Here is a 25,417-nt window from a genome sequence, read left to right on the forward strand (position 1 = left end):
CTGGGTGATTCTCCCTGAATCTACATCGGTTCATCTTTGTCTACGATCGCCTGAGTGATTCTCCCTGAATCTACATCGGTTCATCTTCGTCTAATTATCTCTGCCCACAGCGATTAATTAGGCAATGGATCTGTTTCAGGGCACTCCCCCCCTGAACGGTTACCAAATTGCTCTAGACAACTTCACTTTTAAGACAACAAAGTCTGTACCTGAACCTATCTCTGTTTTAGGTTTGTTAATCTTTGGTGCAGCTGGTGCTACTTGTGTACAGTCACAACAAAAGAGAAGAAAGCCATCGCTCTCTCCTCCTTTGCAATAAAAAACTTGTTCGCGAAATCAGTTAAGCTTTCTCGATTCCAGGACGCCCATTTTGAACCACAAATGAAGCACGATCGCTAATCGTACCAAATGGGGTTAGTACTTCTGACACAACTTTATAGTCTGTTGTCCAACTATGAGGAGTTAGCACACAACGTACATATCCCCGTTGACCGTTGTAAAACTTAATGTGGGGATTGTCTGGCAGATAAGCTTCAACTGTGGGGCTGGAGTCTGCACCGTCTCCACCGGAACTAATTGAGGTACACACAAACTCACTTCCAACAGTGGCAGAATTTGGGTTATCAAAGTCAGCTTTTAACTCCATTGCCCAGTTAGAGTGTACGTCACCCGTTAATACAACTGGATTGGACGGTTTGCGCTGTTCTAGGAAATTCAGCAGTCGCTTTCGAGCAACAACGTAAGCATCCCACTTATCCATGCTGAAAGTTTGACCTTCTCCTGGTGTAAAGTCTCTCTGAGCAACCGGAACTTGTTGAGCTAGTACGTTCCAAGTAGCCTGAGAGCGATCTAGACCATTGAATAACCATTTTTCTTGGCGATCGCCTAGGAGGGTTGCTTCTGGGTCAAAAGCTTCTGCACACCGTTGTGTAGTAATGTCTCCACAAGGTTGGTCTGTACGATACTGACGGGTATCCAACACGTGGAAGGTTGCTAATTTTCCGAAGGAAAGACGGCGGAAAAGTTGCAGATCTGGTCCCTCCGGTTTTGAGAAGGGTCGTAGAGGCATATGCTCGTAATAAACTTGATATGCGATCGCCCGCCTTAATAAAAACTCAGCCGGATCTTGGTCATCATCATCGATTTGGGAAGTGGCGTTAGCATAGTTGTTTTCAACCTCATGGTCATCCCAAGTCACAATCCAAGGGAATGCAGCGTGTGCTGCTTGCAGGTTTTTATCCCCTTTATAAAGAGCATAACGATTGCGATAATCTTCTACAGTTTTGATCTCAGGACCGTTATGCTGTCTGGGACGATCTGGTGTGATTCCCCCTTCATAGATGTAATCACCAGTATGCACGACTAAGTGAAGGTCTTCCTCCGCCAAATATTTATATGCTGTGTAGTACCCTTGCTCGTAGTGTTGGCAAGAGACAAAAGCAAAGGGGAGTTTGCTAACGTCACTCTCAGGTTTGGGTGCTGTACGAGTTCGACCAATTGGACTTTCTTCTGTACCTGAGGTAAATCTGTACCAGTACCAAGTGTTAGGTTTCAACCCATTAACAACAACGCGAACTGAGTGTCCCAGTTCTGGAATTGCAATTTCGGTGCCTTTTGCCACTATGCGTGTCATGTTGGGATCGGTTGCCACTTGCCAACGAATTGGCACGTTGACGTGTGGCATTCCACCTCCATTTAAGGGATCTGGAGCTAAACGAGTCCAGAGAACTACACTATCTGCATATGGTTCTCCAGAAGCTATACCGAGTGTAAAAGGATAACTAGAGAATGAAACTTGGGCGAGCACTCGTTGATGGGAAAATTGGTTGGCGATCGCCAAACCTGTCAATGCTCCTGCCCCAATGATTAAATTGCGTCGCTTAATTCGACTGTACAGAAACTGCTCAAAAGCCCTGTAATCTATCATACTTTTGCCCTTGTCTAAAAGGTAAACGCAAGCAAAAAAACAACTGACTTAAGGAAGTATAAACTATACCTTATGGTAGTTTTTACTTTTTGCCCTTTACCCTTGCATAAGTCAATTGTTACTTTGCCGAGTTCAACCTATCACTCGGACATTAATTTCCCACAAAGGGAAAGTTAATACTATTTTAATTTGATCTTTTTCTTCTAAAAAATTTGGAGTTGTTACTTTGTCAGGGCTGTATTAATTCGATCGTGGTAACATTTTTGATTAAAGCAAGCGAAAAATGAATGGATAACGATAGGGTATATCCGGATTATCGAGGACTCTAAGAATAGCAATAACTGGCATAATAATGCTAACGATACCTAATATCACTAGTAATGGAATGCCAATTATCAGAAGAGTTAATAATGCAAAGACAAATGCATAAATATAGAGATTTATGTGAAAATTAAGTGATTCTTTAGCATTGTCTTTAACAACAGGGTCTTCAGTCGTCAAAAAAATTCCTATAGGAATACCCACAGAGATAATAGTTGAGCTAAAGAATATAGCTCCGTGACAAAGGGCTGAAAAAAGTTTGCGCTGAGTGAGTCGATCCATACCATACCTCTACTATACAGAGAGAAAGTATTAATCGTAGCTAATAGCAACGACTCTTCAATCCTAGCGCTTGCATGGGTTAATGTTGGATATTAGACCGCCGAGTTAATAGGACGGGCTAGAAGCCCATCCCACGCTCCCGGATAATTTATCTCCTGAAAGTGGCTAACAGGCAGCGCACCACCCGCAATGAATGGAAGAAATATTCTTTCCCCCATTCCCCACTCCCTACTCCCCACTCCCCTTATTTCTTAAGAGTCCTTAAATCAAGGAGAATTTAGAAAAATTTGCGTTTAGAATTCTTACGGCGAATACCTATGACAGACGGACGGGGTACACCTGTAGCCTTACCTTCACCACCATATTCGGTAGGAATGTTGCTTGGCCAACTACTACCACGAGGTAATGTACGTGTTTGGTTGAATGTAGTCCCGTTCAAATCCAGCAATTCGATAGTACGGCTAAGTTCAGTACCATCGTTAATCGGAACATTTTCACCAGGATGCTGTACGGCAAGAACTAGTGTATCGCCTACAAGAGTCGGTCCTGTCATTTCACAACGAACTGGACCGTAAGCAAAGGGGATAACTGTTCCCGCGTCGAGTCCTTTGGTAGGAATGACAAACAACCAGTTATTACCGAATACACCAGTAAAGGTAGAAACGTTACCAGTTAATGTATGGTCGATTCTATTTTGAGTTGGATTAGCACCAAGACTAAAACCGTTGTGGGTGTCAGTTGACATATCTGTTACACCCCAAATATTTCCTTTGGGATCGATGAGTAAGTTATCGACGTTGGCAAAACCAGCGCCTAATTCAGAACCATCTTCTCCACCTTGTTTAAATCTCTCCCAACGGAAGGTTGTACCTGTACCGTCTTGACTATCTTCGATAATCTTGTAAAGTCCACCAGATTGCTGGGTGCCATTGGTTGCTGGACTTAGCTTAGCAACTTGGAAAATCCGCGAATCTGGGTATCCGTCGCTTCCTGGCGCACCATCTGTGTAAGCAACAAACACTTCTTTAGTATATGGATGCACTTCTAAATCTTCGGGGCGGGCGGTGGGGGTTCCTCCCGCTAGGTTAGCAGCTAAGAATGCGTCGCTAAGAATTGCACCTTGACTTGTGTAGAAGTCAGAAAGCTTTTTCTTTTGATAATCAGGTAAAGCAGTTGCTTCATTTTTGCGATCGCAGTTAAAAGCACCACCATCTTCTGTTTGTGCAGCAATACCTTTGCGTCTGGGTAATTTTAACAGACCATCTCTTTGAGCTGCTCCCAAAGCGTCAAATTCTACAGAAGAAATAACTGATGGTGGAATAGGATTGGTTGGCGTGTTTAAGTTCAAAGCAATCCACTCACCAGTCCCATCTGGGTTGAAGCTCGCTACATAGAGAGTTCCTTCTTCCCACAATTGGCTGTTGCTCTTATCAGTGACTGAACCAATAGTCCTCTCACTCACAAACTTCCAAGTGTGTCCGCCGCGTCTGTCATCCCCTAAATATGCCACTAACTTGTTACCAGCTTCAGCACGGTAACCAACGTTTTCATGGCGGAAACGACCTAACCAAGTATGTTTGCGCGGGCGGAAATGGGGATCTGCGGGATCGACCTCTACAATCCAACCGTATTTTTCTCCAACTAGACCAAAAGTCTCACCAACAGTTCCTTTGGTGTAACCTGTTTGAGTACCGTCTGGTTTGACTGATTCTGTCACACCAACAAAAAACTCTGCACTTCCTTGGAAGTTTTCTTCGCCAGAGAGGATTGTACCCCAAGGAGTTGTACCACCAGAACAGTTATATCCCGTGCCAATAATTCTGTTACCTAGCCCGTCCGAACTAAGAGCAAAAACGTCGTGTACTGCAGGTCCGGTACCGATAAGATAATTCTCATCACCTTGTTGGTAGCTCAAGCGGCCCCAAGAAGTTACTTTTTCATATCCATCGCGACGTTCGTTGTTAATCCTCAATCCAGAAAGACCGTGAAGGCGGCGGTTTTTGGAGTCTCCTTTGACAACTACAAAACGACCATTGGAATCGTTACGGCGAAGACGAACAATAGAACCACCTATGTTGTATAAAAACTCTCCTTCTAGAGCAATACTTTTTTCAGAAGGAAGCGCAAACCCAATGACATTTGCAAACGCTGTGGGGTAGCTTGCCAAATCTGCTGGTGTCTCTGGTGCTAAAAAGGAAATGGGATAACTCACGTACTCATGATTTACCCATAAATAGCCTTCATCATCGCTTGTGTCGATAGGAACAAAGCCAGTGTAGTCGCAGTTATAGCCAAAGTATTCTTCAGTGTTGGGGAAAACGCGATCGCCCCAACCTACAATCACGTAACGCTCATACTCTGGAGGTACAACGACATCATCAATGACTTTGTAATTAGTTAGGTTGAGATGAGAAGCATCAAGAACTTTTCCTTGACCGATAGACTCTGGCAAGAAACTGTTTTTGTCCTTGTAAATTTCGAGAGGATGTGGTAGGCGTACAGGTGTAAAACTCAGGGGATGCGGACGCTTTGCTTGTGCAATATCAGCACCACCTAAAACTCGATCCACCACTACAGCACCCGCAGTGCCTGCAAAGAATAGGAGTATTTGTCTCCGACCCAACATGGACATGATAGAAGTTTCCTCTTGAGCTACGTCTTCACCCTTATAAAATCTGTACTTATAAGGCAAACAACCAAAAATAAACCGAAATTTGCCAAACCAACAGTCTAGGTAACTCAGATTTTTTCCAGCAAATTAAAAGCTAGTTGCTGTCATGCAGGATTAAGTTCTTAAGAGACCTTAAAACTGAACCTGTGTAATATATACCCACAAATGAATGTATGCTTTTTAGGTTAAGAAGAGGTAATATTAGAATTAATTCAATATTTTTTTAGATATTTTTCTTGAAAAAGAATAATTTGTGATAAGATTTAGGACTGAATTTATACTTTGTCACTTGATTTGAGAATACTTAATATCTTGCATCATTCTCAACAAGACAAAAAAAAACAGGTTTCTGAACGATAAATCAACGCTTTCATATTACATGATTTGCAAGAAACCCTATTTTTGATGCTGGTGCAAGATGTCAGGATAAACAGTATTATCTTTGATTTTTGTTATTGCTTGATAGTTGATATCTATCAAACCTCAAGACTTTTATTTATTAACTGGTTACTGGTCACTGGTCAGCGATCGCTGTTAAAACCGCAGAAAACACGAAGAAAAATAGCTTGACAATTTGCTACTTCAATGATATCAAATTTTGATCTTAAAAAAGAAAGAACAGGAGACTCAATACCCAATGACCATTTAATAAATATTTTCATTGTTAGATTGCTTTTCACGCTTATTTTTGCGAAATTATAATTCATCTTTAAAATACGGTAAATACATCCACCATTTTGATGTTGGTGGGCATTGCTACAAGTATCGGTAATTTTAGAGCGGAAAGGGATTAAGAAGGCACCAAGTAGAAGGCAGAGGTCAGCTATGTATCCCTACGCATAAATGCGAGGAATTTGATAAAGTTCGCACCAAGATTGTTTTCCGAGCTACTTAAAAGCAGGGGCTGTCTTACCGTATGAGCAGATGGCACAGAGAACTTAGTAATGTATTAAAATTTACAATATGAATCTTCTGCCCTCTGCAACCGAGCCTCTGCCTTTCTTCGGTAAATTTGCTTTAAAATCAAGGCTTACAGGCGCTTAGAGTCTAAATTTCAGCAATCTGACCGTTATGCAGTCAATAATGACTGCGGTGTGGCAACTTATGGATGACTAGAGTGAATGTGAAAAACCCCCTCCATGTAACGGTCAGCAGCGGCGGCGGCCTCTTCTGGACTGCGGCCATTCTGACGCGCACTTAGATAAGGCGCGTACCAGTCCCACCAGTGATGCTCAGCGTGAGTCTTCTCGTAGTGGTCGTGGTGCTCTGCCGTCTCGCGGAGAAGGTTTGCAAGGGTTGCAACGTCTATGTCTCGTGCTTGCGTCGAGTTCCAAACGCGACCAGGAAGCCGCGTCTGGATTTCCTGAAGCAGCCAGACGTTCCCGTCCAAATCCTCAAACGAGGCAAATGAGAAGTAAGAACGACCTTGCGGGTCGCGCCCGCCGACGTGCGGGTTCTCCACAGCATTGTTAAAGGGGCCGCCGACGTAGTGGAAGATCTCGCTCACGTCTACACCGCGAGCGATCAAGTCTTCGCGGGCGGCATCGAGGTCGTCCACAGCGAGGACCAAGTTGTACACCGGGCCAGGATTTTCCGGAGTGACTCCCTTGCCGAAGATGATCGAGGCTTCCGAGTTGTGCGGCGTCATCTGCACGCCCCGGAAGTCGCCCTCCGCCACGTCGATGTCGAGCCGCCAGCCGAGATTCTCGTAGAATGCCTTCGCGCGATCGACGTCGGAAACGTTAAACACCACGACTTCGAGCTTCATGTTTGGACTGTTTACGCGATTGCTACTCATCTTGTTCTCCTTTTGGTTGGTAAGTTTGATGTTCAGATTGATTACTTTTTATTCTTCGACGATCGCCCAATCCACACCACTCAAGTTCTTTGAGTTAAACTGCCAGTTAAACTTGCTCAATTCCAAACTGACAGGTTCATTACTTTCGAGGGTTAGAGTTAGGGTCAGGCTATGGTCGAAGCCGTGATGCGGTGGTCATGGTCGGTGCTGGTAGCGACTGGTAGCCATGCTTCGATTTCCGCTGCCACTTTCGCGGTATTGTTCCGATACATCGCGATCGTGTCCTTGCCGACGGGCAAATGCAGCGGCGGATGTTCCGCATTGGCGAGTTGAATAATCACAGCCGCAAACTTTTTCGGATCGCCGGGTTGGTGCCCGTGTAGCGTATCGGCTCCGCTCCGCATCGGTCCTACCGTTTCCTGGTAATCGTCGATAATGGTTTTAGCGGCAACATAGGATTCAGTGCTCAGGAAGTCAGTACTAAAAAGACCGGGAGCCACTACCGTGACGCGGATGCCGAGCGGTGCCAGTTCGACCGCTAGCCCTTTCGAGAGACCTTCGACCGCAAATTTAGTAGACCCGTACAATCCCCAGCCCGGAATTGCATCGTAGCCAAACAAAGACGAGATATTGATGATGTGCCCAGACTTTTGCTGGCGCAGGTACGGCAACACGGCACGAGTCACGTTCAGTAAACCAAACACGTTGGTATCATACTGTTTGCGAACTTCGGCATCCGTGGCTTCTTCGATCGCAGTCACCATGCCAAACCCGGCATTATTGATTAAGACATCGAGCCGACCGAAACGGGCAATGCCTTGCTTAACAGCCGCTTGTACCTGTTCTTCCTGGGTGACATCCATCTGCACAACGTACAGATCTGGGTGGTTGTGCAGGGTAGTGGCGAGTTGTGCGGGCTGAGAGCGAACCGTTGCCACTACTCGATCGCCCACTGCCAGGGCTGCAGAGGCAATTTCTAACCCAAAGCCTCTGGAAGCTCCGGTAATGAACCATACTTTCTGCGTTTTCATCGTATGTCCTCGTTTTAGTTGTTGTCTAGTTTGTTGGCTTGGTAGTGTCGCAAAAATGGTAGGGTGAGAAGGTTAATTTTCCTCTGCCTCAACCTAAATCCTTGTGTGCAATTTTGCGTCTCACCTGTCGGTGGTAGTCAGGTTCTCTTCATTGGTATCGACGACAAAGACGGCTAGCATACGCATGGGTTGAGTATCACTGGCATTTGCGCTGACACGATGACGATCGCCAGGTACTTCAAAAAAGTTCTCACCAGCGTGATACACCTGCTCCGGATTATCATTGATTTTGCTACGAATCGCACCTTCCAGCACTGTTGCATAGACAAAAGCCGAGGCTGGATGGGTGTGTGCGGGTGTTGAGCCACCTGGCCCATATTCGACCAGCAAGCCTTTCACACTCTTTCCTGGCACATTGGGAAGGGCGCGATCAAAGACCAGCGTTACTTTAGACATATCATTAGACGTATCAGCAGATAAATCATTGGCTGAAGCTGCAAATACGGGGAGAGTTGCGAATATGGAGATCGCTATGAATATGGAGAGAGTCATGAATGCAACTCGCGAGAAAAATCTAGTAAACACTTCCGTTCTCCTTGCGTGAATACAAACTGGTGGATATAAATCCGTCTGATGTGCCCTCATGCTGAATCAAGCAGATCGCGGATTAGACATGTGTAGGTTGAGTTGAGCTTTGCAAAACTTAGTAGTTGCGCTTTGGTTGGGCTTTGTGTCTTCAACTCAACTTATGTTAGCATTGAATTCTCATTACTGAGCTTTAAGCGATAGAGCGGTTGAGCCAGTCCTCGAAACGGGTCGAACCGATGCGCGAGTTGCCCGAAGGAACGAGAGATCGATCGTTTAACGCTGCACCAAAGTAACGGGCGTGACTATCTACAACCACCTGACGTGAGTCGTGAGTTGCGCTCAGGAATTGGCGGATGATTTCCTCAAAACGGAATCGATCTGGACCAGCTAAATCGATAATGCCGTTTACTGGCGCTCCCAGTGTGATATCGACCAGCGCGTCAGCAACGTCCTCCGACAGGATGGGCTGGATAAAGGCAGAGGGCAAGCGAACCGTTTGCCCATCGGTGGGGAATTGAGCGACGATCGTCTCGATGAACTCAAAGAACTGCGTAGCGCGGAGGATTGTATAGGGTATTCCTGCGGACTGGATCAACTTCTCCTGAGCGACTTTCGCACGCATATAGCCGCTATCAGGGATGCGATCGGCACCGACAATTGATACTACAATGTGATGAGCCACACCCACGTCTGCCTCTGCTGCAAGCAGGTTCCGGGATGACTGAAGGAAAAACTCCAACACCGCCGCATCTTCAAAGGAGGGTGAGTTCGTCACATCGACAACAACTTGAGCACCCACTAACACCTCAGCCAGTCCCTCACCTGTAACAGCGTTGACACCTGAAGAAGGGGACGCGGCCACCGCCTCATGTCCGAAATCCTGTAGCTTGCTCACAAGCTTCTTACCAATCAGCCCACTGCCACCAATGACAACAATTTTCATGACAACACCTCTGATAATTTAAAGAACAGGGTTGTTGAGCTTTGAGCCTCTCAATTTAAATGGCTGTTTCCACCCTCTTCAAGTGGCGGCACTTTCTGCCTGAAATCATCGTGCTCAACCATTCTTGCGACAGAACCCAAAATTTTGCATCCGGTCAGCCCAGTCGCTTATTTGATCTCAGCTGGGTCAAACTCGGTAACTCGTCCCGAACGGGCAGCCAGAAATACATCGTAGGAAACACAATAGGCAATCGTGACATCATTGGCTTTGTTGTAAAGATGAACTACCGTGCCCGCTCCTCCCGGTTGAAGGGCGATAGGTTCCAAGTCGCCAAAAAAGAGACGACGAATGGTATCACCGCTGCCCAATTCATCCCTTAATTTCCGTAACAGAGCCAGTTTTCCTTCCAGGGTTGGAGGGGTTGGATCGGCAGGATGCTTTGCTTGAGTCATATATTGTTGTTCTCCAATGTTTTTGAAATTTACTGGTCAAACTTTTTCAGATCCAGACGCAGTCAATTTGCAATGAAAGCATACTGCTCAGGCAAGTGGCAGGTTTCTTTTTAACCAAGAGCCACGGTGGTGTCAACCACCCATTCTAACGGTCGAGGCTGAAAATTCAGTTCGCGTTTTGCTTTGGCATTCGATGCGCCTCGCATCTGAGTTCCGTAGTAAACAATATCTGCACCACCCTCCCTTTTCAGAGCATCTTCAACGGATATCTGTGGCGGGGGTGGAGCATTCAGCCATCGAGCAAACGCTCTGAGCCATTCGCGCACCGCTAAAGGGCGATCGTTCGCAATCAGATAAACACCAGGATTGCCCTGCTCTGCTGCTGCAACTGTGGCGATCGCTGCATCCTCAATGTGTAACCACGACCATACGCCCTCCCCATTTCCAACAATTGGAAACTGTTGCTGCCGCACCTGTTGCGCTACATCACCATCAGGATTGAACCAGGTGCCGGGTCCGTAGAAGAAACCATAGCGTAAGGCAATTCCTTCGAGATTGGATGTTTCCAATAAACGGTGTTCAATCTCAGTTACGAGGCGAGCATCTGCGGCAACGGCGGGGGAGGCATCAAACGCTAGAGGCGTTTCTTCATCTGCCAATCCAGCACCGGGAATTCCCCAGAATGCGATTGACTGTCTCAGGTAACGGCGCACCCCCTGGGCCTGTGCTGCCGCCAGCACATTTGCTCCCCCTTCTAACCGAATTCGCGTATTCAGAGTCGCTGCCGCACTCATTGATTCGCGAGTGTAAGTCCTGGGTAGGGCGGTGAGTTGTTCAATCACCACCTCCGGTTGAGCGTGGGCGATAGCTACTTTAACTGAATCTGCGTTGAATACATCCGCGATCGCAGGTTCTATTCCCTGTGCCGCTAATGACTGTGCTCTTTCTGGAGAACGGGTCATAGCTACAACGTTGTGTCCTCTAGCAAGTAATTGGTCGAGTAGCGGGCGACCGATCGCTCCTGTTGCCCCGGCAACAAAAATCCTCATTTGTGACTCCTCTAAAACTTCTTAGCTAGTAAGTTAATGAGATTTGAGCGAAATAAGCAAATATTTTTGAATTAATTGCTCGTCGTGAACTTCGCTTCTGTCCTTAAGCAATTGATGTCCCGTCACCGTCCGGGAGCGCGTGTCTTCACCTCCTGGAGCACCCAACCGTTGCCGTCTGGATCGCTAAACGAGGCATAGGAGGCATAGTCGCGACGTTTCGGGTCGGCACCAGGTACCCGTCCCTCGGTTCCGGCGTGGGGGAAGATCCCTCCGATGTCGTGGAACACCTCACTCACCTCGACACCCCGCTCGACGAGTTCGGCGCGGGCTGCCAAGATGTCGTAAACGATGAGGTACAGACCTTGAACTGATCCGGGCGCGGTTGATATAATTCCTTTACCAAAGATGATTGAAGCTTCTGAGCCAGTAGGTGTCAACTGCACCACCCGGAAGTCTTCACCGATGACGAAGTCGGCATCCAACCGCCATCCCAACGCCTCATAGAAGTGCTTGGAGCGATCGACATCGGAGACGGGCAATACCACAACTTCGAGTTTCATGTTTTGACTGTTTACGCGATCGCCCTTGGCGCAAGCTGTACCCAGCTTATCGCTATTCATATTGTTCTCCTTTAGGTTAGTGAAGCTCAATGCCCACCTCGGTTAATTTCATTCTTCTACGATCGCCCAATACAAACCACTCAAGTTATTTGAGTTAAAACGCGATTTAATTCTTCTGTGCTTGAGGAACGCCACCCTAAGTGAGCCACAAGCAATAAAACCTGGTACACTTTAACCAAGATGGAATCATTATTGAAGAAAAGATTCGCAAGTTCCTTTGTACCATCGGCTGCTCTATGGATTCCAACCCATCAAAATCTAAACGAGGTCGCTCCCTAACGGGGCGAGTGCGCGGAGTCATCCTATCGCCTCAAGGGTGGCAAAAGTTTCAGACGGCAAAACAGCAGGCGGAATCCGACGAAACCTGGGGTAAGCGGTTCACCCAGGAAGATTTGAGCGATCGCACCGGACTCTCCCTAAATACCCTCGCTCGCATTTTCAAGCGCGACCTGGGGGTCGATCGTCAGTCATTGGAGTACCTCTTCCGGGCGTTTGGGCTGGAATTGACAAAAACAGACCTGACATCCCCAGCCGTATCTGAAGAGACTCTGAGCCGATGGACAAATCCCCAACAGGACTGGGACACGGCGGTCGATGCCTCAGTGTTTTATGGGCGTGAGGCAGAACTGACGCAACTGTGGCAGTGGGCTGTGTCCGAGCGCTGTCGTCTGGTTGGAGTATTGGGCATTGGGGGCATTGGCAAAAGTACGATCGCGGTCAAGGCGGCGCTTCAAATGCAGATGGACTTTGAGATTGTCGTGTGGCGCTCCCTGGCTAATGCACCACCACTGGATGAACTCCTGTCGAGCCTGCTGAAGTTTCTCATGCCGCTTTATGGGGAAGATCCTATCATTCCCACCACGCTCGATCAACAAATTTCCAAAACCATCCAATATCTGCGGTCGCGTCGGTGTCTATTAATTCTGGATAATGCTGAAACCATTTTGCAGCGCGAGCCAGTGGGACAATGGATCTCGGGTTACGAAGGTTACGGACAGTTGCTCAGAGCCATTGGTGAAACGTCTCACCAAAGTTGTTTGTTGGTCACTAGTCGAGAAAAGCCACGCGAAATAGCACTGATGGAAGGCGCACAAACACTGGTGCGATCGCTGACATTGAGTGGGCTAACACCTGCTGATGGACGCGCTATCTTTCGGCAAAAAGGAGCGTTTACAGGTTCAGAAGCCGAATGGCAAACTTTGATCCATCACTACGGCGGCAATCCGCTGGCGTTGAAACTGGTGGCAGCCGCAATTCAAGATTTGTTTAACGGCAGCATTACCGAGGTGTTGCCCTATCTCAGTCAGGGATTGGCTGTTTTTGAAGACATTCGCGATTTGCTGGCTCGTCAGTTCGATCGCCTCTGTGAAGCTGAACAGAAGACACTATCCTGGTTTGCAATTCATCGGGAGCCAGTCTCGATAGCAGATATTCGAGAGAACGTGGTCGATCCTGCTGCTCAACAAAGTGTACCTAACTCGATCAACTCACTACTGAGGCGATCGCTAATTGAAAAGACCGATGGGTTATTCTTCTTGCAACCTGTGGTGATGCAATATGTCACAGAGCGATTCGTGCAGCTTCTTTGCATTGAATTTGAGACGCTGCAGCTTAACGTTTGGCAAACGCATCCCTTACTGCGAGTACAAGCAAAAGATTACATTCGAGAGATTCAGACGCGCCTAATTATGCAACCTGTGATGGAGCGGCTTCTGTCTCGCTTTGGCAGTGTGGCAGCGATTGAGGCGCAAGCAAGGCACCTATTAACGCAACAGGGGAAGAAACCAGGATACACCGCAGGCAATTTGATTAACCTGCTGGTGCAGTTTCAAGTGGATTTGCGTGGATCTGACTTTTCCGATCTCGTAGTGCAGCAAGCCGACCTGCGACAGGTCGATTTAGCAGGAGTCAACTTTCAGAATGCCACGTTCGCCAAATCTATCTTTTCCGAAACCCTCGGTCTTGCCATGTCAATCGATTTTAGTCCAGACGGCCAGACGATCGCGGTGGGCGATTCGAGCGGCAGCATCTATCTCTGGAATGTCACCACAGCCCAACTCTTAGCCACCTTTGAAGATCACATTGGTTGGGTTTGGTCGGTTGCCTTTAGCCCGGATGGCAGAACGTTAGCCACCGGCAGTAGTGATAGTTCGATCCGGTTGTGGGATGTCGAAAGTGGGCGATGCTTACAGGTGCTTACAGAGCATACAGGTTGTGTTTGGACAGTGAGTTTTAGTCCTGACGGTCAGCAATTAGCGAGCGGCTGTGAAGACAAAACGGTGCGTTTGTGGAATTTGCAAGGGCAGTGTCTCCGTGTCTTAAAGGGACACACCCAGAGTGTTTACGCCGTCCACTTTGCTCCTGACCAGCAAACCTTAACCAGTAGCAGTAATGACACAACCATTCGGATCTGGGATGTGAGCAATGGGAACTGCTTGAGTGTCTTACAGGGGCATACCAGCGGGGTTCGTTGTGTGCGATACAGCCCAGACGGTCAACAGCTAGCCACTGGCTGTCGCGATGGGTCGATTCGACTGTGGAGCGGTTATCTCTCCAATAATCAACAGTCAAAGCCCAGTTTTAAGGTGCTACAGGGACATACCAATTGGGTTTGGGACATTGCTTTTAGCCCCGATGGTCGTTTGTTAGCTAGTGCCAGTCGCGATGGCACTCTGCGCGTGTGGAGTGTTCAAGACGGGCAATCTATCCATGTGCTCGACGATCACACGCACGATGTTTTCGCGCTTGCTATTAATGCCGACAGTCAACTGTTGGTGAGTGCCGGTCAAGATAATACGGTTCGATTGTGGCATTTGCAGAGTGGACAAAGCCTCAAAACATTGCGCGGACATACCAGTGGCATTCACTCCTTGAGTCTCAGTCCAGATGGTCAAATGCTTGCTAGTAGTGGTCGGAATGGAACGATCCAGGTGTGGCATTTACAGTTAGATGGCAATCTGTCATCGCTTCACCCCTACCAAACCTTGCCTAGCCAGATCCGTTGGACTTCATCATTAAGTCATGTCAGCTTTAGCCCTGTTAGCGCTAGCTTGCCGTCAGGCGTTGGTGAAACGCTGGCAGTCAATCGCCCTGATGGGTCGATTGCCCTGTGGAATATACAAACTGGGCATCTCGACCAGTGGTCAGCGCATAGCGCGTCCATCTCGACAGTTTTGTTTAGTCCAAATGGACAAACTTTGGCAACCAGTAATTCTGATCGCACTGTGCGGCTGTGGGATGTGCGGACTCATAACTGTTTGCAGGTGTTACAAGGTCATGAGAACAGCGTCCGAGCGATCGCCTTTGATAAGAGCGGTCAATGGTTGGCGAGTGGCAGTTTTGATAGCACCATTCGGTTTTGGGAGGTGCAAACTGGAGAATGTTTTCGGGTATTGCGGGGGCACGCGGGAGCCGTTTTCACAGTGACATTCGATCCCAGTGGTCAACGACTGGTAAGCGGCGGTATTGACCAAACCATTCGTTTGTGGGATGTGCAAACTGGCACGTATCTGAGAACATTGTCGGGGCATACGGGAGCCGTGTGGACGCTTGCCATCAGTCCAGATGGTCGAATCTTAGCAAGTGGCGGTGATGACCAAACCATTCGTTTGTGGGATCTGCAAACGGGGCATTGCCTCCACATATTGGGTGAACACACTAGTTGGGTCAGATCGGTTATCTTTAGCTTCAATGGTCAAATCTTATTCAGTGGCAGTGACGATCGCGCGATAAAACTATGGGATGTAAAGACAGGACGTTGTATCAGCACGCTAACGATCAATCGCCTGTATGAAGGCATGAAGATTCAAGGCGCAACCGGGTTGACAGTAGCTCAAAGAACTACCCTGAAAGCATTAGGGGCAATTGACCATTGAAGCGATACAAATCCAGATTCAGCGCCTTCTCTTCTGCTCGATCGTGTCTAGCAACTGTTGAAAGGCGTTGAGCGATCGCGCCATTTCCTCGTTCACGAGTTGGTCAACTCGTTCATCCAAAGAAATCTCTGACAATCCGCTTGTCACAAGTTGTTCAACTTGTTCATCATCTGTTAATAAAGCAGGCAGCAAAGAGATCTCACGATACCTTAAGAGCGTTAAGGTATCCAGCATCATCACGGTTTCAGGAGCCACTAGAGTTTGAATATAGCGCCACGCGGATTCAGGCGGAATATCTGTGCAATCCCATACCAGACGCAGTGGTTTTACCCCTTCTGAGAGCGATTGCCAGCGTATTTCCAGGGGAAAGGCTTCGCCAACACGTTGACAGAGATTTCGATAATGCTGGTACAGAAGTTTGGCTTGCATCACACTGAAAGATGTTTCTGTATCGGTAATAAGTGGATTGATCGCTCTATCCAAACGACCAATGGGAACAGTTGTAAAACAAACAACGTCACTCACCAGCTTTCCTTGCTGAATCAGGCTCTCCAGCCCTCTAAGATAACTATCGAATACTTGCTCATATATGCTTGGAGAAAACACTAACGTTGCATTTACATTGATACGATTGCCAATTAGATGTTCAATCACTGGTAGCAGCAATTGAGTCGCTGGGATTCTCAACAACAAATTACTCCATCCAACTGACTGCCAGATGTCTTGCGCTGCTGCGATCGCTGTTTCCGGTTGAAGCAGTGCATCAGGCGGAAGATCAATTTGAACATAGCCATTGCATCCCTGAGTTTGAGAATGGACTTGTTTGAAGAAATCAGCCGCCAATTGTAGATCTCGCACAATCAAATAGTTATAGTCCGAGCGAGCATTCCGACTCATCCCTTGCTGCGCCAGTATAGTGAAGTCGCGATTATACTCGTGTCCCTCAATTGCCACTTGCAAGCTTTGAAAGTTTGAGCGAACGCCCCTTAAACCGTCTGACTCAATGTACTGCTGCAACTCACCACGGCTAATCCAGCCTCGCTCAAACCCAGTGAGCCAAACCGACTGTCCATATCGACGGAGTGATGGCAACAGATTCATCACTGATGACCTCCCGATCAAAGGTTAAACATCTAATGAACCAGTCTATGAAACTTCTTCAAATTTCACCACTCAAGATCCGCCAGTTAAGTGCCAAGTTCCATGGTTTACTTCTTAAGGTGCGGAGACAACAGAAATGGCATCCGAGCATTTGGATTGCTATAAATGAACTACACTTGCTCTTGTGGTACGGGCGTCCCCGCCCGAACATCATAGAGGGCGGGCGAGGACACCCACCTCACTCCATATGGTCTAATAAGAGTGAAAATTGCTATAAAAAATGAAAGATAATTTTTTTCATTTTTTATGATTCATCCTTAGTTTGGTCATATTTCTCAGGTTAAGAGAAGGTAATATAGTTATTAATAACTACGTCTTCTTCTTTTAAACTAACTAAAGAATAATATTTGATAGAATCTGAAATTAGTCTATAACGATTTTTTTTTGATTCTATGTCGTGCTACTAGGTTTCATTATTTCGGAATTATTTGGAGTAATTTGGGGTTAATTGGACTTAACCACCCCCCAAACTACACCATTTGCTCGATTTGAGCGCTCCCAAAAGGGGTATTGTTTGCCTCGACACGGCTTAAGAGCTTGTTAATGAATTACGGTGTTGCACTATCGTGACGTAGCCATGTTCCTTCTCCGACGCTTGAGGCACAGCTTTCCTCATTAAGTCTTGGCTCTTAAGCGGACTGAAACCCTTGCGGGTAACACAGAATCCGTATTCTGTGCTGAGTCATGGTGGAGTCAGTAAGTCGAATTGCTCCGATTTACTCTGGATTACTCCAGTTCACGTACTCCTCCACATAGTTCTATCCTCCATCTTAATTATCGGATAGTTGCTTTAGAATAGACAAGGCTATCCATTCAGAAAAAAATTCTTCCTTGGTATGTTATGTTGTTTACCAGTTTTCTTGTCTTATCGTTAAGATGTATAATAGCATACAAGCAAAAAGGCCATGCTAGTTGGCAGGATGAGAGGTCTGCCTTGACTTGAAGGCTAGACTACCAAAAAGGCGAGGCAGCGTATAAGTCGTTATTAATAGAAAGGTTGGGAAAATTCGTCCATGTCTGTAAAAAATTTTCAAAAAGAATCATTGTATCGGGTGAAACGTTGGTGCTCTCACTTTTTTGCGTCTGTGCCATTTTTGCTTGCCTGTGCTGTTTTCTTGACGGTTATTGGTTGCAAAAGCCCTGTTTTACTGCTTTGCTTGCTTTTAATTGGTTTAGCAACAGCAGTCATTCAACAGATAGGGCAGCAGACACATATACCTAAACATTGGCTTATTCTTTTACAAACTCTGGCAGTCGCTGCAATTCTTAGCTTCTTTTGGATAGACTACTTCAGCGTTCCAGCCGTCGCTCAATTTTTCGGCAAAGCGGAAAACTTTTTCAAAAATAATTTAACTCAAGGTTCTCCACAAGGAAGCGGCACCACAAATGCCGTTAGTTTGGTGTTTAATGTTATACGAGCGCTTTACCTACTTTACATTGCTATTGCCCTGATTGGCGTTGTTAACGCCGTTCGTAAAGATGAAGATTGGCAAGTTGTAGCCAGAACACCCCTATTGGTAGTTATTGCTGTTACCGTTGCGGATGTGTTGACATCCTTTATCATTGGGTGAGCGTGGGAATGTGCTATGGCTGATGACCGAGACAAAGAATTTCGACCTGTCAACCAAATCCTGGGAAGCCAGCCTTCCTTGGGACCAATTCCTGCCGATCAAATCTTTCCTTGGACGATAATTGCCCTTCTCTCCTACATGATTGTGAATGGATTTTTTGGAGGTGCATTCCGAGATGAATGGCAAAAATGGTTGTGGACAATCTTAATTGCTGGGTGGGGTATGGCAACTTGGTGGATCTTAACAGGGGGTAGAAGTTGGCGATTTTTGAGCAAGTTTATAGGTGTTCCGACCTGGACTAGAGGCACTGCTCGTTATAAAAGTTTTCTAGAATCTCATTATGAAAGAAAAAATAGGAAAACAAAGCGTAGGCATCGCGGGTCGAGAAAGTAGACTCACACCTTTTGAAGATGCCCTCCATTTAGCCACAATGCTGCGTGTTGCGCTGGATGGTAGAGATATTGGTGCTTATATTTTGACAAAAGGTACTCAAAAAGATAGATTTTGCTTTGTTTTTGGCTTTGAATGCCAAGGTATCCATACTACCCTAACAACCGATCAAATCGAGACAATTTGCAATAATATTGAGGTCGGGTTAAAAGATATCCCTGGGGAAGAAAGAATTACCATTCACATGGGGTCTTTTAGTTCCGATAAACAGCGACAACAAGAACTGACAGCCCTCATAAAACGCACCCCATCACCAGATATAAAATATTTGCTGATGGCGGAACGAGCTCGTATTAAAGAACTGGCTCGTGCTGGTATTCGCAAACCAAAGTTTCTCCGGTTGTATGTGACGTATACTATTGAACCAAGCGCTACAGCAACGAATGATTGGATAGAGAAACTTTTGGCAAGAGGCGAACAGTGGTGGTTAAAATTCAAAGGTGATTTCGTAGATGTCAGAAACGAGCAGACTGAAGCCACGATCGCGAATGCTTACAAAGAAGGGTTTCGTCGTTGGGAACAGCTTCTCTCTAACCAAATGGGATTGAGTGTTAAGCCTTTGTCTGCTGTTGAACTTTGGCAGGAAATCTGGAAGCGATTTAATGACACTCCGCCAGTAGATATCCCTCAATTGCTAATTTTAGATGAACAGGGACTACACGAACAAGTTTATTCGGACTTAACGAGTACCAAATTGCTCATAGAGAATCTCCACAGTACAACATTGCTGATGGAGTCTAGTGTACCATGTGCCGATCGCCGTTGGGTTCATGTTAACAATAACTACGTCGGCGTGATGTCATTTCTGGAAAAACCCGGTGGTTGGCAGAACAAATCTGCTCAACTGCGCTATTTGTGGGAACTGCTAGCAAGAGAAACAATTGTTGATACAGAGATTTTTTGTCAGTTGAGTGCAGCTAACCCCGCTTTTGTAAAAACGACTTTACAAAGGGTTCTGAAGCAGTCGAATATAACGGCATTGACGGCGCAAGAGAAAAGCAAAACTATCGATGTCAATGCTCAATTAAAGCTGAGGAAATCGGTAGCAGCCCAAGAGGAATTGTATGAAGGGGCTGTGCCAATTTATACATCTGTTGCCTTTCTGGTGCATCGCCCAACTCTTGAGAAGTTAGATGAGGCGACAAAGTATATAGAAAGCTGTTTTCAACGTCCGGCGCAGGTTGTTAGAGAAACAGAGTACGCTTGGAAAATTTGGCTGCAAACACTACCGATAGTTTGGGAGGGGTTGCTAGCAAAACCTTTCAACCGTCGCCAGCTTTATTTAACGAGTGAAGTGCAAGGGTTAATGCCTTTAACTCTAACCAAAGTAGGCGACAAACGAGGCTTTGAGTTGATAGCAGAAGAAGGAGGAACACCCGTTCATTTAGATTTGTTTAACCAGCATAAAAATTTAGCGCTGTTTGCGACAACTCGTGCTGGTAAATCGGTGTTGGTATCAGGTATTTTAACTCAAGCTTTGGCACATAACATTCCCGTAGTAGCGTTGGATTACCCCAAACCCGATGGGACTTCTACCTTCACCGATTACACGGAATTTATGGGGAAGAACGGGGCGTATTTTGATATTTCCAAACAATCAAATAACTTGTTTGAACAGCCAGATTTGCGATCGCTCTCACGAGATGAACAGCGCGATCGTATGCTTGATTATGTGGGATTCCTAGAATCAGCGCTCATGACAATGATTTTAGGGTCATCATCTGAAAATCAACTCCTGACACAAACAGTCAGATCCATTCTCAACTTGGCTTTAGGAGCTTTCTTTGCTGATGAAGGTATCAAACAGCGCTATCGAGAGGCGATAGAAGAGGGATTTGGCACTCAAGCTTGGCAAAAAACCCCCACCCTACAAGATTTTCTCATATTTTGCTCTCCAGAACACCTGCAACTAGAGTCCATAGGAGGTAGAGTTGAGGATGCGCTCAATCAAATTCATTTGCGCTTGCGGTTTTGGCTTTCAAGCCGAGTAGGACAAGCTATTTCCGCACCCTCTAGCTTCCCCACCGATGCGCCCCTTTTGGTTTTTGCTCTGAGAAACCTCTCCGATAATGAAGATGCAGCAATACTTTCCTTAAGTGCATATTCAGCAGCATTGCGACGCGCCTTAAGCAGCCCATCTTCAATATTCTTTATCGACGAAGCTCCAATTCTCTTTGAGTTCGAGCAAATTGCTAGCTTAGTGGGAAGAATCTGTGCCAACGGTGCTAAAGCTGGTATTAGGGTTATATTATCAGCACAAGACCCAGATACCATTGCCAAATCCAAAGCCGCATCTAAAATTTTGCAAAACCTGTCAACGCGATTAATTGGTCGCATCCAACCAGTAGCAGTCGATAGTTTCACGAATATTTTAAAATATCCACGAGAAATTATTGTTCGCAATGCCTCAGAAAGCTTTTTCCCCCGCAAAGAAGGCGTTTACAGCCAATGGTTGTTGGATGACAACGGGATTTATACTTTCTGTCGTTATTATCCTGGATTTGAACAATTAGCAGTTGTTGCTAACAACCCTAACGAACAATCTGCACGGACAGAAACTATGCAGCGCTACAGTGATAAGTATGAAGCAATTTCTGTTTTTGCACGTCAGTTAGTAGCTTCACTGCGGGGATCGTAAGGGGATGTCTGAGAAATCTTATTTTTTACCAACCGGGCGAATAGAATTCGCGGCTATACAGGCAAAACCCACCTGCGTGGGTTTGAAACTCTTTATTTTTCATGAGTCCGCGCAGGCGGACTTCGTTTGTGTAGTAGCTCATTCTATGAGGCCAAAACTTTTCAGATTAAATTTCTTTTTCTAGGTACAAATTTATGAAAAAAACTATCCTTTTGGCTTCTTCTTTGGCATTACTAGGAATGTTACCAGCCATGGCACAATTTACTAAACCCTCATTAGGGAAGGTTTGGGTGGATTTTCAAGAGTACGCGAGAGATTTACAATCTTACCTGGGAAATGAAACTTATCCCGGCAATAACTATGATAATCTTCCCAGCCCCTCAAGAGTTGTAGAATCCGAAATTAAAGATGCGATCGATTATTCCGCATCCTATTATATACAGGAAGGCAAGATCCCCAACCCGATTGCAGCAGGAAACCGCTTTCGCGAGCGAGTGTTTGACAATTCCTCAGGTACTTTTGAAAACAATCCAGAGGTACAAGTCACAATAGCCGCCAATGAAATCACCCGCCAAATGACTCGCGGTGTAGTGGAAAGTGTTTTAGGTGAACGCGGACAAGAACGATCAAAAGCGAAGTTAGAAAATGTAGAGAACTCTGTTGAAAGCATTGAAAAAGCTGTAGAAAGTGCTGAGGAAAGCAAAAGCATACTGGATCAAATTGTCTCCTCTGCTTGTCAAGCTGTAACTGGTGGTACTGGTACTGGTACTGGTTCTAATCTTCCTACCAATCAGGCTTGTGCAAATGTAACTCAAGCAAATATGCAGTTACAAAACCTCATAATTCAGCGCGAGCAATCTAAAATACTAGGGGAAACGCTTGGGCTGACAATACAAGGAAACCAGTTTCAACAATACTCAAACTTGAATCTAGCAAATATTTCCCAGCAGATGGAAGAGGCAAATCGTGCTAGAAGAGTCGATGCATCTGCAGAGGCGGCGCAACTTTTGAAAGCAACTTCTCAAGCAGATTTGCTAGGAGTTAGAATTAACAGTGACCAGCGACCAGTTAACAGTGACCAGTGACCAGTGACCAGTGACCAGTGACCAGTGACCAAAAATGGGGATCGATAGCTTGAACTTTTTCGCACAAATTATTGTTAATGATATCCTCAACGGAGGCGCAACAACTACACAAAGTCTTGCTGAGAGTTGGAACAATCAATGGGTGGATTTATTACAAAATAATACCAATAATAATTTGTATGGTTCGCTAACAAATTTAGGTATTTTTTTTGCAGTAGGAACTTTGCTATTTTTCATGATGCAATGGCTGAGAGATGTCTTAGATAACGAATATTCTCGTCCCCTCTCAGGGTTGATTTGGCCATTTATTGTAGTCATACTGTTAGCTAATCCTGGAAATGGAACCATACTGTCGAATCTGACATTAGGGTTGCGGAATTTTATCAATAATGTGAATCAGCAAGTCGTGCAAGCAGGTGACAGCAATCAAACTTACCAGCAAGCACTAAATTTGAGTATTGCTGAAGAAATTGCTGGCTCTTACTTGCGTCCTTGTCAGACACTGAATGGTGTACAGCAAACTCAATGCTTTACAGAAGCTAGGAAAAAAATTGATTACCTCTGGGTAGAGTATAGGAATTTATATGGTGATAAAACTTGGATCAATAGACTAGAAACCAAGGTGAATTTAGTTCTAGATAATCCAGGGAATGAATCGGAACTTGTATTGAACTCTTTCGTGGGTTCGACAGTACAAACGAGTATCAAAAGTTTTTTAATTTCCTTACAATTTGCTTTCCAGAATCTGATAGAGTCTACGATGCTTCTGTTAGCAGTATTGGGACCACTAGCGGTAGGTGGGTCATTGCTACCTATATCTGGCAAACCAATTTTTGCTTGGCTTACAGGATTTTTATCTGCCGGAATTGCTAAAATTTCATTCAGTATTATTGCTGTGATAACGGCTGCGGTGATTATTAACGGACCCGCAGAAGATGCGAGTGCAGACCCGGACTTAATGTGGTTTATCATTTTTTTGGGAATTTTAGCACCAATTTTATCTTTAGTTTTGGCTGGTCTTGGGGGATTGACAGTATTCAACGCGATCGGCAATACAGCTTCGCTAGTGAGAGATAGGCTTTAGGTGAGGGGATAGCGATAAGCACTATGATCGGCTTGCGCCAAGGGCGATAAGCGCTCTTTCAGCTTGCGCTTCGCGATAAGCCGGGTACGGCGGCGCTGCCATGCGATCGCACAACTGACATCACTTCCCACAATCTTGTATCAAGTCGGTATGGCGCTATGTTGGATTGTATACCTATAATAAAGACTAACTCCGAGTAGTATGGATTGCAGGCGAGCAGACAAAGTTAACAGAAGAAGCTACCAAAAAAGGGCTTGATAAGGAGGTTGGCAAAGGGGATGAATCAATGGTAAGTTTACTGGAAAAAAGACAAAAACGAACTGGGAGCGTTTTGGCAGCCTTTGCCTTCCTCACCTTCGGTTTGCATCTAGTTGTTGTATTTCTACTTGTCGTTCAAGGATTGACTATTCGCAAACTCAGTTTGGAAAAATCGCCTACCTTTGTACAACTCATTGATGGTAAACCAGTTGCTATTACTGAAGCTGAAGATTTAGAACGAGAACCACAAGCAATTCGCCAATTCGTCAGTAATACAATGGCATCAATGTTTAACTGGTCTGGATCGCTACCAGTACAAACCGTAGAACAAGCGACAAAACCCATACCAGATGCAGGAATATCTATTAAAGCGCCACAAGGTTACAACAAAAAAATTACCACAAGCAGTTGGATTGGCAGTTTTGCCTTATCAGAAGATTTACGGCAAGATTTTTTAAGACAAATTGCAGACCTAACCCCACTAGAAGTCTTCTCTAACAACCCCAGCCAAGCCATGTCAGGGCAGTTAATTATCAAACAGGTTTCCCGTCCTGAAAAAATAGAGCCTGGGTTGTGGCGAGTTGGGATAGTTGCGGATCTTGTCCAAAAAAAGCGGTTTCAAGAAGATAAAAAAGTCATAGTTCCTTTTAATAAAGATGTGATTGTGAGAGCAGTTAATACTTTTGCACATCCCCAAGCCGATCTGATGACAGACTTGCAAAAAGCAGTTTACGCAATCCGTGCTGAAAAGATGGAGATATCCGAAATACGTAATTTGTGTTTGCTTGATGGATATGGAGGTTCGACAGGAAATAATTCTTGCCAAGAAAATATAGGAAAGCCCGAAAGTTTTATTAGATAAAAGCAAAGTTTTTATTTTTAGAAAAAATCGAATCTATAAACTTTAATAAAATGCAATTACTTAAACAAGAAAACAAAAAAACCAATATACTACCACTGTTAGCAGTAGCAACATTCGGTCTAAATTTGTTAGCTTTGTTGGTACTCATGTTTCATGGTTCGATGTTGCAGCAGTTAAATCGTAGAAATACAACTCAAAGTTTGGTGCAACTTGCTGATGGTAGTGCCATAACAGCAGACCCCAAACAGAATTTAGAGCGGAACCCAGAGACCATTCGTCGCTTTGTGGGTGAAACCATGACCTTAATGTTGACCTGGTCGCAAAAACAGCCACCAAGAACAGTCTGGCAATTGAGTTCTCAATTGCTAGCAGGCAATGCGCGGCAAAGATTCGAGCTAGAAGTTGATAAATTAATTCCAGAAAATCAAGCGGGAAATATCAATAAAGGAACTGAATCTGTGTTAGTGGTACAAAGAATCTCTGAACCAACAAAGATTGAGAGTGAGAATGGCAAGTGGAAAGTAGAGATAATTGGCAATCACATAGTTTTTACAAGTTCCGATCCCTTAGGAGAGACTACTCCTTTTCGGAAACAAATTTTAGTCCAGGCAATAGACGAACAGGCAACATCACTACCCAAAGTCCCACTTCCGCTAGATTTAGCAGTGCATCGCCTCGGCGAAGCAAAGCTAGAAATATACAATATATGTGAGATAACAGATAATAAGTGTTCCTAAAGTAAAGCTTATCT

20 protein-coding genes are annotated in these 25,417 nt (G+C 45.5%); 9 read left to right on the plus strand and 11 right to left on the minus strand.

Features of this window, described 5'->3' with window-relative positions; translation table 11 throughout:
- The first annotated feature begins 124 nt into the window (after positions 1 to 124).
- Positions 125 to 319, plus strand: a complete 195-nt coding sequence (locus WA1_RS44235) for a hypothetical protein (RefSeq protein WP_017744745.1) — start codon at positions 125 to 127, stop codon at positions 317 to 319.
- Between the two features lie 21 nt (positions 320 to 340).
- On the opposite strand, the gene WA1_RS44240 is transcribed toward WA1_RS44235, so the two are convergent.
- The 10 genes from WA1_RS44240 to WA1_RS44285 all read right to left on the minus strand — a co-directional run bounded on the left by WA1_RS44240 (position 341) and on the right by WA1_RS44285 (position 11,682).
- Positions 341 to 1,927, minus strand: coding sequence for an alkaline phosphatase D family protein (locus WA1_RS44240; RefSeq protein WP_017744746.1), 1,587 nt, complete (start codon positions 1,925 to 1,927; stop codon positions 341 to 343).
- A gap of 267 nt (positions 1,928 to 2,194) precedes the next feature.
- Positions 2,195 to 2,530, minus strand: a complete 336-nt coding sequence (locus tag WA1_RS44245; protein ID WP_017744747.1) for a DUF4870 domain-containing protein — start codon at positions 2,528 to 2,530, stop codon at positions 2,195 to 2,197.
- Between the two features lie 277 nt (positions 2,531 to 2,807).
- Positions 2,808 to 5,162, minus strand: coding sequence for a PhoX family protein (locus WA1_RS44250; RefSeq protein ID WP_017744749.1), 2,355 nt, complete (start codon positions 5,160 to 5,162; stop codon positions 2,808 to 2,810).
- Positions 5,163 to 6,303: 1,141 nt separating this feature from the next.
- Positions 6,304 to 6,999, minus strand: a complete 696-nt coding sequence (locus tag WA1_RS44255; RefSeq protein ID WP_017744751.1) for a VOC family protein — start codon at positions 6,997 to 6,999, stop codon at positions 6,304 to 6,306.
- Between the two features lie 164 nt (positions 7,000 to 7,163).
- The gene (locus tag WA1_RS44260; RefSeq protein ID WP_017744752.1) at positions 7,164 to 8,030 is read right to left on the minus strand and encodes an oxidoreductase; all 867 of its coding nucleotides are present in this window, start codon (positions 8,028 to 8,030) and stop codon (positions 7,164 to 7,166) included.
- A gap of 120 nt (positions 8,031 to 8,150) precedes the next feature.
- Positions 8,151 to 8,582 carry a cupin domain-containing protein gene (locus WA1_RS44265; protein ID WP_272819356.1) on the minus strand — a complete coding sequence of 144 codons (432 nt, stop codon included), beginning with the start codon at positions 8,580 to 8,582 and terminating at the stop codon, positions 8,151 to 8,153.
- 226 nt (positions 8,583 to 8,808) lie between these two features.
- A complete protein-coding gene (locus WA1_RS44270; RefSeq protein ID WP_017744755.1) occupies positions 8,809 to 9,561 on the minus strand; it encodes an SDR family oxidoreductase in 753 nt (250 codons plus the stop codon).
- 167 nt (positions 9,562 to 9,728) lie between these two features.
- Positions 9,729 to 10,013 carry a hypothetical protein gene (locus WA1_RS44275; RefSeq protein ID WP_017744756.1) on the minus strand — a complete coding sequence of 95 codons (285 nt, stop codon included), beginning with the start codon at positions 10,011 to 10,013 and terminating at the stop codon, positions 9,729 to 9,731.
- Positions 10,014 to 10,123: 110 nt separating this feature from the next.
- Positions 10,124 to 11,062 (minus strand): NAD-dependent epimerase/dehydratase family protein, encoded by a 939-nt coding sequence (locus WA1_RS44280; protein ID WP_017744757.1) that lies wholly within the window; start codon positions 11,060 to 11,062, stop codon positions 10,124 to 10,126.
- A 122-nt stretch (positions 11,063 to 11,184) separates the two neighbouring features.
- Positions 11,185 to 11,682 (minus strand): VOC family protein, encoded by a 498-nt coding sequence (locus WA1_RS44285; protein WP_017744758.1) that lies wholly within the window; start codon positions 11,680 to 11,682, stop codon positions 11,185 to 11,187.
- Positions 11,683 to 11,918: 236 nt separating this feature from the next.
- On the opposite strand from WA1_RS44285, the gene WA1_RS44290 reads away from it, so the two are divergent.
- On the plus strand, positions 11,919 to 15,557 hold the full coding sequence (locus tag WA1_RS44290; protein ID WP_017744759.1) for a WD40 domain-containing protein: 3,639 nt from the start codon (positions 11,919 to 11,921) through the stop codon (positions 15,555 to 15,557).
- Positions 15,558 to 15,575: 18 nt separating this feature from the next.
- Here WA1_RS44290 and WA1_RS44295 read toward each other — a convergent pair whose 3' ends face one another.
- Positions 15,576 to 16,658, minus strand: coding sequence for a transaldolase family protein (locus WA1_RS44295; RefSeq protein ID WP_017744760.1), 1,083 nt, complete (start codon positions 16,656 to 16,658; stop codon positions 15,576 to 15,578).
- 1,073 nt (positions 16,659 to 17,731) lie between these two features.
- On the opposite strand from WA1_RS44295, the gene WA1_RS44305 reads away from it, so the two are divergent.
- The 7 genes from WA1_RS44305 (at position 17,732) to WA1_RS44335 (ending at position 25,403) form a co-directional block, all read left to right on the plus strand.
- Positions 17,732 to 18,289: a hypothetical protein gene (locus WA1_RS44305; protein ID WP_017744761.1), complete on the plus strand. Its 558-nt coding sequence runs from the start codon at positions 17,732 to 17,734 to the stop codon at positions 18,287 to 18,289.
- Positions 18,290 to 18,304: 15 nt separating this feature from the next.
- A complete protein-coding gene (locus tag WA1_RS44310) occupies positions 18,305 to 18,682 on the plus strand; it encodes a hypothetical protein (RefSeq protein WP_017744762.1) in 378 nt (125 codons plus the stop codon).
- Positions 18,630 to 21,377 carry a hypothetical protein gene (locus tag WA1_RS44315; RefSeq protein ID WP_017744763.1) on the plus strand — a complete coding sequence of 916 codons (2,748 nt, stop codon included), beginning with the start codon at positions 18,630 to 18,632 and terminating at the stop codon, positions 21,375 to 21,377. The genes WA1_RS44310 and WA1_RS44315 overlap by 53 nt, the downstream gene beginning before the upstream one ends.
- 194 nt (positions 21,378 to 21,571) lie before the next feature.
- The gene (locus WA1_RS44320) at positions 21,572 to 22,462 is read left to right on the plus strand and encodes a hypothetical protein (protein ID WP_017744764.1); all 891 of its coding nucleotides are present in this window, start codon (positions 21,572 to 21,574) and stop codon (positions 22,460 to 22,462) included.
- Positions 22,463 to 22,496: 34 nt separating this feature from the next.
- Positions 22,497 to 23,546 carry a hypothetical protein gene (locus WA1_RS44325; protein WP_017744765.1) on the plus strand — a complete coding sequence of 350 codons (1,050 nt, stop codon included), beginning with the start codon at positions 22,497 to 22,499 and terminating at the stop codon, positions 23,544 to 23,546.
- 286 nt (positions 23,547 to 23,832) lie between these two features.
- Positions 23,833 to 24,666 (plus strand): hypothetical protein, encoded by an 834-nt coding sequence (locus WA1_RS44330; RefSeq protein WP_017744766.1) that lies wholly within the window; start codon positions 23,833 to 23,835, stop codon positions 24,664 to 24,666.
- A 50-nt stretch (positions 24,667 to 24,716) separates the two neighbouring features.
- Positions 24,717 to 25,403, plus strand: a complete 687-nt coding sequence (locus WA1_RS44335) for a hypothetical protein (protein ID WP_017744767.1) — start codon at positions 24,717 to 24,719, stop codon at positions 25,401 to 25,403.
- Positions 25,404 to 25,417 lie beyond the last annotated feature (14 nt).

Origin of the sequence: Scytonema hofmannii PCC 7110, assembly GCF_000346485.2 — a bacterium.
Classification (GTDB): domain Bacteria; phylum Cyanobacteriota; class Cyanobacteriia; order Cyanobacteriales; family Nostocaceae; genus Scytonema; species Scytonema hofmannii.